A 9,267-nucleotide genomic window follows, 5' to 3' on the forward strand; every position below is an offset into this window, starting at 1 on the left:
AAGTCAGCCCTTTTTGGTGATCGGTCGCTCCGGCACGTCCGGTTGACGTTCATCGCGGGTGATGTCGCGATACCAGAGTTCATGGTGTTTTTTCGCCCAGGCGCGGCTGACCCAGCCATGCATCATGGCGTCCACCGACCCCTTGATCCACAGGCCGGCGTAGATGTGAATGATGATGCTCAGCACCAGAATGAACCCGGCCAGCGCGTGCAGCAGCATTGCCCAGCGAATCACGGTGATGCCGAAATACGCACTGAACCAGGCACGCCAGATCACCAGCCCGGTGAACAGCAACGCGAGCATGCACAGCAGTAAAGTCCAGAACAGCAGCTTCTGCCCGGCGTTGTATTTGCCTACCGGCGGAACGCTTTCTTCGTCGTTGACCATCACCCGATTGATCCGCCGCAGCCACTGCCGGTCATTGGCGATGAAAAAATTGCTGCGCCAGAAGCTGAACACCAGGCCAAGGAACAGCACGAACATGACGATGCCCATGTACGGGTGCAGAATCCGCGTCCACGGCCCGCCGCCAAACAGGTTGCTCAGCCAGAACAGTGATGGATGAAACAACGCCAGCCCGGACAGGCCGGCCATGAAAAAGAGGATCGCCACCAGCCAGTGATTGGTGCGCTGGTTGGCGGTGTAACGCAGGATCGTCTTGTTCCTCATGGCCGGTCCTCCCCGCGTGGGTCATAGGTGTGCACCGCCGGATCGACGACGTGCACCGAGGTGTCAGGCGTGCTCGGATGCTCATCTTCTTCAACCCGGTTCGGCCCGATGCGCACGTAGTGGAAGAACCCGGCCAGCACGGCCGCGCCCATCGCCAGCAAGCCCAGCGGTTTGCTGATGCCTTTCCACAGCCCCACCAGCGGACTGATGGCCGGATCTTGCGGCAAATGAGCGTAGATCGTCGGTGTGTCGGCGTGATGCAGCACATACATGACGTGGGTGCCGCCGACGCCTGCCGGGTCATACAGACCGGCATTTTCGAAACCCCGGCTCTTCAGATCGACGATGCGTTCGGCGGCGTGCTCCTTCATGTCTTCCTTGGTGCCGAAGACGATGGCGCCGGTCGGACAGGTTTTCACGCAGGCCGGCTCGAGCCCGACCGCGACGCGATCCGAACACAAGGTGCACTTGTAGGCTTTGTGATCCTTCTGCGAGATGCGCGGAATGTTGAAGGGGCAACCGGTGATGCAGTAACCGCAACCGATGCAATGGTCCTGATCGAAATCGACGATGCCATTGGCGTGCTTGATGATCGCGCCTGGACTCGGGCACGCCGCCAGGCAACCGGGCTCGGCGCAATGCATGCAGCCGTCCTTGCGGATCAGCCATTCAAGGTTGCCGGCGTCGGTTTCGTGCTCGGTGAAGCGCATCAACGTCCAGGTTTCCGCGCTCAGATCCTGAGGATTGTCGTAGGTGCCGTGATTGTGGCCGACCTCGTCGCGCAACTCGTTCCATTCCGAGCAGGCGACCTGGCAGGCCTTGCAGCCGATGCATTTGGTGGTGTCGATCAGCTTGGCCACCGCTTCTTGATTTCTCACCGACGGCGGCACAGTCGTGGTGGCCGAGCGGGCAATAATGTCTTGGCTGGCCATTTACAGTTTCTCCACGTTGACCAGGAATGACTTGGATTCCGGGGTCTGGGTGTTGCCATCGCCGAGGAACGGCACCAGGGTGTTGGTCAGGTAACCGTGACGCGTCAGGCCGGTGAACCCCCAATGCAGCGGGATACCGATCTGATGCACGACCTGGCCGTTGACCTGCAACGGCCGGATGCGTTTGGTCACCACCGCCACCGCTTCGATGAAACCGCGCTTGCAACTGACCCGCACGCGATCCCCGGCAGCGATGCCCTTCTCTTTCGCCAGCACTTCGCCGATTTCCACGAACTGCTCTGGCTGGGCGATTGCGTTCAACTTGCAGTGCTTGCTCCAGAAGTGGAAATGCTCGGTCAGCCGGTAACTGGTGCCCGCGTAGGGGAAGTCTTTGGCCTCGCCGAGGGTTTCCCAGACCGAATCGAAGATCCGCGCCGCCGGATTGCTGGTGGCTTTCTTGTTCTGCGGGTGCAGAGGATTGATGCCAATCGGCGTTTCGAACGGCTCGTAATGCTCGGGGAACGGGCCTTCGTTCATCTTGTCGACGGCGAAGAATCGCGCGACGCCTTCGGGGTTCATGATGAACGGGTTCATCCCCGCTTCTGGCGCTACGTCAGCCTTGTAGTCCGGCACATCGGTGCCGCCCCAGGTCTTGCCGTTCCACCACACCAGGCGTTTTTTCGCATCCCACGGTTTACCGGCGACATCCGCCGAGGCGCGGTTGTAGAGAATCCGCCGATTGGCCGGCCAGGCCCATGCCCAGCCTTGATGCTGGTGCATGCCGAACGGATCGCTGTTGTCGCGCCGGGCCATCTGGTTGCCGGCTTCGGTCCAACTGCCGGCGAAGATCCAGCAACCGGATGCCGTGCTGCCGTCGTCCTTGAGCAAACCGAACCCGGCCAGTTGCGAGCCGGCCTTGATCGTGACGCCCGTGGCATCGGTGAAATCCGCCACGGCGCTGCCGTTGATTTCCTTGGCCAACTCCTCCGGCGAAGGCTCGTCGGGAATTTTGTACGGCCACGACAGCTTCAACAGCGGATCGGGAAACTTACCGCCCTCGGCCTGATAGCGCTTGCGCAGGCGCAGGAACAATTCACTCATGATGCGAATATCGGTCTGCGCTTCGCCGGGGCCGTCAGCGCCTTTCCAGTGCCATTGCAGCCACCGGCTGCTGTTGACCAGCGAGCCGTCCTCTTCGGCAAAACAGGTGGTCGGCAGGCGAATGACTTCGGTCTGGATGTCGGCGGTTTTCACATCGTTGTACGGCCCGACGTTCTGCCAGAACTCCGAGGTTTCGGTGGCCAGCGGGTCCATCACCACCAGCCATTTCAGCTTGGCGAGTGCGCCCATCACGCGGTTCTTGTCCGGCAGCGCCGCAATCGGGTTGAAGCCCTGGCACATGTAGCCGTTGACCTTGCCCTGGCTCATCAGGTCGAACATTTTCAGGACGTCGTAGTTGGGGATGTCGAGTTTCGGCAAATGGTCGTAGCACCAATTGTTCTCGGCGGTGGCGTTGGCGCCGTACCAGGATTTCATCAGGCTGACGTGGAATTTGCTGTAGTTCTGCCAGTAGGACAATTGCCCCGGCCGCAACGGCACTTGCGTGCGTTTGTGGATGAACTGGGCGTATTCCTGCTCGGTGTCGCTGCCCAGGGTCAGATAGCCCGGCAGTGCGTTGGAGAGCAAACCCAGGTCGGTCAGCCCCTGAATATTGGAGTGCCCGCGCAAGGCGTTCACGCCGCCACCGGGCATGCCGACGTTGCCCAGCAGCAATTGCACCATCGCCGCGCTGCGAATGATTTGCGCACCGATCGAATGCTGGGTCCAGCCGAGTGCGTAGAGAATCGTCATGGTCTTGCCCGGTATCGAGCAGGTGGCGATTTCTTCCCAGATTTTCTGCATGGCATCGACCGGCATGCCGCAGATCTGGCTCGCGAGTTCGATGTTGTAGCGGCTGTAATGCTGCTTCATCAATTGATAGACGCAGCGCGGGTGCTGCAACGTCGGGTCGACCGTGACGAAGCCGTCATCCCCCAGCTCGTAACCCCAGCCGGATTTGTCGGTGTAGCTGCGCTTGGCGACGTCGTAGCCGCTGAAGATACCGTCCTCGAAGCCGTAACCTTCTTTGACGATGAACGACACGTCGGTGTAATTGCGCACGTATTCGTGCTGGATCTTGTCCTCGGTCAGCAGGTAATTGATCAGCCCGCCCATGAAGGCGATGTCGGTACCGGTGCGGATGGGCGCGTAATAGTCGGCCACCGAAGCCGTCCGGGTAAAACGCGGATCGACGACGATCAGCCGTGCAGCGTTGTGCGCTTTGGCCTCGGTCACCCATTTGAAGCCGCACGGATGCGCTTCTGCTGCGTTACCACCCATCACCAGGATCAGATTCGCGTTGGCGATATCGGTCCAGGTATTGGTCATGGCACCACGGCCATACGTCGGGGCAAGACTTGCCACCGTCGGGCCGTGTCAGACACGCGCCTGGTTATCGAACCCCAGCATGCCAAGACTGCGGATCACCTTCTGGGTGATGTAGCCCGCTTCGTTGGACGCCGCCGACGCCGCAAGGAAACCGGTGCTCACCCAGCGATTCACCGTTTGCCCGTTGGCATTTTTCTCGATGAAGTTGGCATCGCGGTCGGCTTTCATCAGGTCGGCGACGCGGTCGAGCGCTTCGTCCCAACTGATTCGCGTCCATTCGCTGCTGCCCGGTTTGCGCGTTTGCGGGTAGAGCAGGCGGCCAGGGCTGTGAATGAAGTCGAGAAGGCCTGCGCCTTTCGGGCAGAGGGTGCCGCGGTTGACCGGGTGGTCGGCGTCGCCCTCGATATGAATGATGTTTTGCGCTACGTTCTTCGCATCGTCGCCCTGGCTGTACATGATCAAACCGCAACCGACCGAGCAATACGGGCAGGTGTTGCGGGTTTCATGGGTGTGGGCAAGCTTGAAGTGGCGCACCTGCTCGGCGAAGGCCAGCGTCGGGGCCATGCCCAACGCGCCCAGGCTTGAGCCTGCAAGGCCGATACCGGCGACCTTGAAGAACTGACGACGGCTGAGATCCATCGTGCACTCCTGATCAGGTGGAACCCGGTACTTGTGCCGGGTTTTATCTGGACAATCACGGTTGCGGCAAACCTGTGCCGACTTTTTCACTGTAGACAATGACCACACGTCCTGTGTGAAAACCGACCGTCGGCGACCATCGGTCATGCGCTATGGAACCCACAAGGTTTTGGGTGTTCCCTCAGGGGCATGGGTTTATCATGCCCGACAGGACCAATCCCGCCTTCACGAGACCGCGCATGACTTTCGATTTTGATCAGGTATTCGACCGCCACAACACGGGCAGCACCAAGTGGAGCCGTTACCCGGCCGACGTGCTGCCGATGTGGGTCGCTGACATGGATTTCGCCGCGCCCCCCGTGGTTATTGACGCATTGCAACAACGCCTGCTGCACCCATTGTTGGGTTACAGCGTCGCTCAGGAAAACCTCCGTGAGGCCATCGTCACCGACCTCTGGAACAAATTCGCCTGGAAGGTCAAACCGCAGGAGTTGATCTTCCTTCCCGGCGTCGAGTCCGGTTTCAACATGGCGCTCAAGGCGCTGGTGCAACCGCAGCAGAACGTCGTGGTGCAGGTGCCGAACTACCCGCCGCTGCGCCATGCACCGGGCCATTGGGGACTGAACAAGGTCGAGCTGGAATTCGTCGCCCAGGCAGACGGCACCTACGCCACGCCGCTGGACGTGTTGCGCGAATCGCTCAATGGCGGCGGAGCCCTGTTGTTGAGCAACCCGCACAATCCGCTGGGCAAAGTGTTTGGTCGTAACGAGCTGCAAGCCGTCGCCGACATCTGCACAGCGCAGGACGCCTGGATCATCTCTGACGAAATCCACGCCGAGCTGTGCTTCGACGGTCGCGTGCACATCCCGACTGCCTCGCTGAGCGCGCAAATCGCCAGTCGCACCATCACCCTGATGTCGGCGAGCAAGGCGTACAACATCGCCGGCCTGAAGACCTCGTTCATGATCATTCAGGACGCCGCCCTGCGGGAGCGCGTCAACCAGGCCCGTTGCGGCATGGTCGACAGCGTCAACCCGCTGGGCATGGAAGCCACTCGAGTGGCGTACAGCGAAGGCGCACCGTGGCTTGCCGAACTGAAAACCTACCTGCAAGCCAACCGCGACTATCTGGTTGCAGCGGTGCGCAGTCGTTTGCCGGGCGTGAGCATCAATGTGCCGCAGGGCACGTACCTGGCGTGGCTCGATTGCTCGGCGCTGGATCTGCGCAACCCGCAGCAGTTCTTCCTGGAACAGGCGAAAGTCGGGCTCAGCGCTGGTCTCGATTTCGGCGACCTGCACCAACAGTTCGTGCGCCTGAACTTCGGCTGTCCGCGCGCGTTGCTCGAAGAAGGCATCGCCCGGATGGAACGCGCCCTGGCACACCGCAACACCTGAGAACTCCACTGAACCCTGTGGCAGCTGGCTTGCCAGCTCCCACAGGGTCTTTATTCCGTCTGAAGACCGTTGGAAATCCGATCGAACTCAAGGCAAACCGTCCGGGTCAACCACCCATACCTGCCCTGAGACCTCGGAGACCCGCGATGACTGATTATCCAAAACCACCCTTTCCGAAACAGGCGCAAGCCGTCCCTGGTTCGCAGCGCAAGATGGAGCCCTATCCCGACTGCGGCGAGCAGACCTACGTCGGTTCGAACCGGCTGGCCGGCAAGATCGCCCTGATCACCGGCGCCGACAGCGGCATAGGTCGCGCAGTGGCCATCGCTTTCGCCCGTGAAGGCGCTGACGTCGCCGTCGCCTATTTGAACGAACACGAAGATGCGCAGGAAACCGCACGTTGGGTCGAACAGGCCGGTCGGCAATGCCTGCTGCTGCCAGGGGATCTCGCGCAAAAGGCGCATTGCCAGCGTCTGGTGGATCAGACCGTCGAACGCTTTGGCCGTATCGACGTGCTGGTGAACAACGCCGCATTCCAGATGACCCACGAAACCTTCGAGGAAATCCCCGACGAGGAATGGGTGATGACCTTCGACGTCAATATCACCGCGATTTTCCGTCTGTGTCAGGCGGCGATAAAACACATGCATGCGGGTTCTTCGATCATCAACACCAGTTCCGTCAATTCCGACCTGCCGAAACCGACGTTGCTCGCCTACGCCACCACCAAAGGCGCGATTGCCAACTTCACCGGCGGCCTGGCGCAAATGCTCGCCCCCAAGGAAATCCGCGTGAATTGCGTCGCGCCAGGGCCGATCTGGACGCCCTTGATCGTGTCGACCATGCCCGATGAAGAAGTGCAGAACTTCGGCGGCAATACCCCGCTCGGCCGCCCCGGCCAACCGGTGGAAGTGGCCCCCATTTACGTGCTGCTGGCGTCGGACGAAGCCAGCTACATCACCGGCCAGCGCTATGGCGTCACGGGTGGCAAACCGATGCTGTAGACCCGCATACGACCACGGTAGAAGCTGCTCAGCTCTTGGTAAGGGAGTACGGTGCAATTGCCGTCACATCAAACATTTGAGGACGGCTGATCATGAATTTTGTCGTGTGGGTCGCGGTGCTCGGTGCGGTGTTGTTGACCTTGGCGCTGACCTCGTCATACCTGCGCTGGATGCCGGTGACCACCTCCGCCGTGTGCTTGCTGCTGGGCATCGGCATCGGCCCGAGTGGCCTTGACCTGCTGAAGCTGTCGCTGGAAAGCGCGTCGACATGGATGGAGCACCTGACGGAAGTCGCGGTGCTGTTCTCACTGTTTGTCTGTGGTCTGAAGCTGCGCTTGCCCCTGCGCGACAAACGCTGGCGCATTGCATTCGGCCTCGCGGGACCGGTGATGGTGTTGACCATTGTCGGGGTGTGTCTGCTCTTGCATTTCGGCTTGCAGTTACCGTGGGGCCTGTCGTTGCTGGTTGGCGCGATTCTGGCGCCGACCGACCCGGTGCTGGCGGCGCTGGTCCAGGTCAACGACGCACGGGACGTCGACAGCGTGCGTTTCGGGCTCTCCGGCGAGGCCGGGCTCAATGACGGCATCGCCTTCCCCTTTGTGATTCTCGGGCTCTTGTTGCTGCACGGTGATGGCAACTGGCAAAGCTGGGTCTTGCGCAGCCTGCTCTGGGCGGTGCCGGCGGGGCTGTTGACAGGATACTGGATGGGCCGCGGCATCGGTCGCGTGGCCCTGTCCTTGCGCATCCACAATGACGACAGCACCCTGAGCCCCAATGATTATCTGGCGCTGTCACTGATTGCCCTGGCCTATGTGGTGGCTGAAGCCATCGGCGGCTACGGTTTTCTCTCGGTGTTTGCCGCCGGTCTCGGCTTGCGTCAGATCGAAGTGAAATCCACCGGTGCCAGCCAGCCGCCCGCCGAACATCTGGTGCAACCGGTGGTGGGACATCAGAACGTGGAACCGCAGCAAGCGGTGCATGGCGATACCGGGGAGCTGGAAAGCAGTCAGGTCGCCGCGGGCATCATGATGGGCGACATGCTGTCGTTCGGCAGTCTGGTCGAGCGGGCCATGGAGGTGTTTCTGGTCACGTTGCTTGGCGTGGTACTGGTGGCGCACTGGGATTGGCGGGCGCTACTGGTCGGTGGCGTGTTGTTCTGTGTGATCCGCCCGGCCTGCGTTGCACTGATGCCGTGGGGCTCGTTGCTCGAGGGGCGGCAACGTTTGTTGATTGGCTGGTTCGGCATACGCGGAATCGGCAGCCTGTTTTATCTGTTCCATGTCCTGAATGAAGGCCTGACCGGCTCACTGGCCGCGCTGTGCACCGACCTGACCTTATCGGTCGTGGCCCTGAGCATTCTCCTGCACGGGATCAGCACTCAGCCCATCCTGGCGCGCTACGAACAACGAAAAAAACAAGAAACCTGATTGTTTGCTCATTTCCCGTTGGATAAATCCATCGATTTTTCTTGTGAAAAAAAATGGAGCCCCCCGCAAAAGCCAGTGGTCACAACCATACCCCCGCCGGACATGTCCGACGGGGCCCGGCAGGTTCTGTTCCCCTGCGGCCATGAGCCTATGAAAAGGAATCCCGAAGAATAAGGTTACGGTCATGAAAGAATGCTCGACTCCCGCGCAAATCAAGGCATGCAGAGCGCTGGCTCTGGAACGCAATCGTCAATTGTTTGAAAACGCCCACGTGCTCAATCGTTCGGCAAATGCGTTGCTTGAAGTTGAAAACCTGGATTTCGAACAGTTCGAACGTTATCGAGCCCTGCGCCGTAAAGCCGACTTGATGTTTGAAGATGCTATCGATCACCTGTGCGTGCTCAATGAGGATTTCCCGCCGATCCCGATGTCCTCGCACAACTCCGTGGAATTGCGTCGGCAGCTTGAAGCGGCGGTCTGATCACGCTGCAAACAAAAGCCCGGCGATTTGCGCCGGGCTTTTGTTTGCCCGCCGATCAGCCACCAGGATTGGTGACCTGAATGAACACCGAGTAACTGCCGAGCAGCACCCAGAACGTCGCAAAAATCCACGGCGTTCGCAGGGAAAACAACAGCGACTTGCGATAACCCTTGTGGCTTGACTCCATTTCGCTGAACAACGGCGATTCGTCATACGCCAGGCCCATCAAAGGCTCGCTCTGCAATAACTGGCTTTGCTTGAAATGCCAGTGATCAATGATCTCGTATGCCGCCC

Annotated in this window: 7 protein-coding genes and 1 pseudogene; 4 read left to right on the forward strand and 4 right to left on the reverse strand. The window is 60.3% G+C overall.

What is annotated here, in order from left to right:
* Positions 1-3: 3 nt before the first annotated feature.
* Genes AACY19_RS22610 through fdnG form a run of 3 tightly spaced genes read right to left on the reverse strand, consistent with a single transcriptional unit; the run spans position 4 to position 4,667 of the window.
* The gene (locus AACY19_RS22610) at positions 4-669 is read right to left on the reverse strand and encodes a formate dehydrogenase subunit gamma (protein WP_339453827.1); all 666 of its coding nucleotides are present in this window, start codon (positions 667-669) and stop codon (positions 4-6) included.
* On the reverse strand, positions 666-1,601 hold the full coding sequence (gene fdxH, locus AACY19_RS22615) for a formate dehydrogenase subunit beta (RefSeq protein ID WP_339453828.1): 936 nt from the start codon (positions 1,599-1,601) through the stop codon (positions 666-668). The genes AACY19_RS22610 and fdxH overlap by 4 nt, the downstream gene beginning before the upstream one ends.
* Positions 1,602-4,667: a formate dehydrogenase-N subunit alpha gene (fdnG, locus tag AACY19_RS22620; protein WP_339453829.1), complete on the reverse strand. Its 3,066-nt coding sequence runs from the start codon at positions 4,665-4,667 to the stop codon at positions 1,602-1,604.
* Positions 4,668-4,906: 239 nt separating this feature from the next.
* On the opposite strand from fdnG, the gene AACY19_RS22625 reads away from it, so the two are divergent.
* From AACY19_RS22625 to AACY19_RS22640, 4 genes are all read left to right on the forward strand, one after another.
* Positions 4,907-6,061, forward strand: coding sequence for a MalY/PatB family protein (locus AACY19_RS22625; RefSeq protein WP_339453830.1), 1,155 nt, complete (start codon positions 4,907-4,909; stop codon positions 6,059-6,061).
* A 146-nt stretch (positions 6,062-6,207) separates the two neighbouring features.
* On the forward strand, positions 6,208-7,065 hold the full coding sequence (locus AACY19_RS22630) for an SDR family oxidoreductase (protein WP_339453831.1): 858 nt from the start codon (positions 6,208-6,210) through the stop codon (positions 7,063-7,065).
* Between the two features lie 92 nt (positions 7,066-7,157).
* Positions 7,158-8,492 carry a cation:proton antiporter gene (locus tag AACY19_RS22635; protein WP_339453832.1) on the forward strand — a complete coding sequence of 445 codons (1,335 nt, stop codon included), beginning with the start codon at positions 7,158-7,160 and terminating at the stop codon, positions 8,490-8,492.
* A 184-nt stretch (positions 8,493-8,676) separates the two neighbouring features.
* The gene (locus AACY19_RS22640; RefSeq protein ID WP_339453833.1) at positions 8,677-8,973 is read left to right on the forward strand and encodes a hypothetical protein; all 297 of its coding nucleotides are present in this window, start codon (positions 8,677-8,679) and stop codon (positions 8,971-8,973) included.
* Between the two features lie 55 nt (positions 8,974-9,028).
* Here AACY19_RS22640 and AACY19_RS22645 read toward each other — a convergent pair.
* Positions 9,029-9,267, reverse strand: a pseudogene (locus AACY19_RS22645) (hypothetical protein); the annotation flags it as partial.

The sequence above is a fragment of the Pseudomonas sp. EA_5y_Pfl2_R50 genome (assembly GCF_963970475.1).
Lineage (GTDB): Bacteria > Pseudomonadota > Gammaproteobacteria > Pseudomonadales > Pseudomonadaceae > Aquipseudomonas.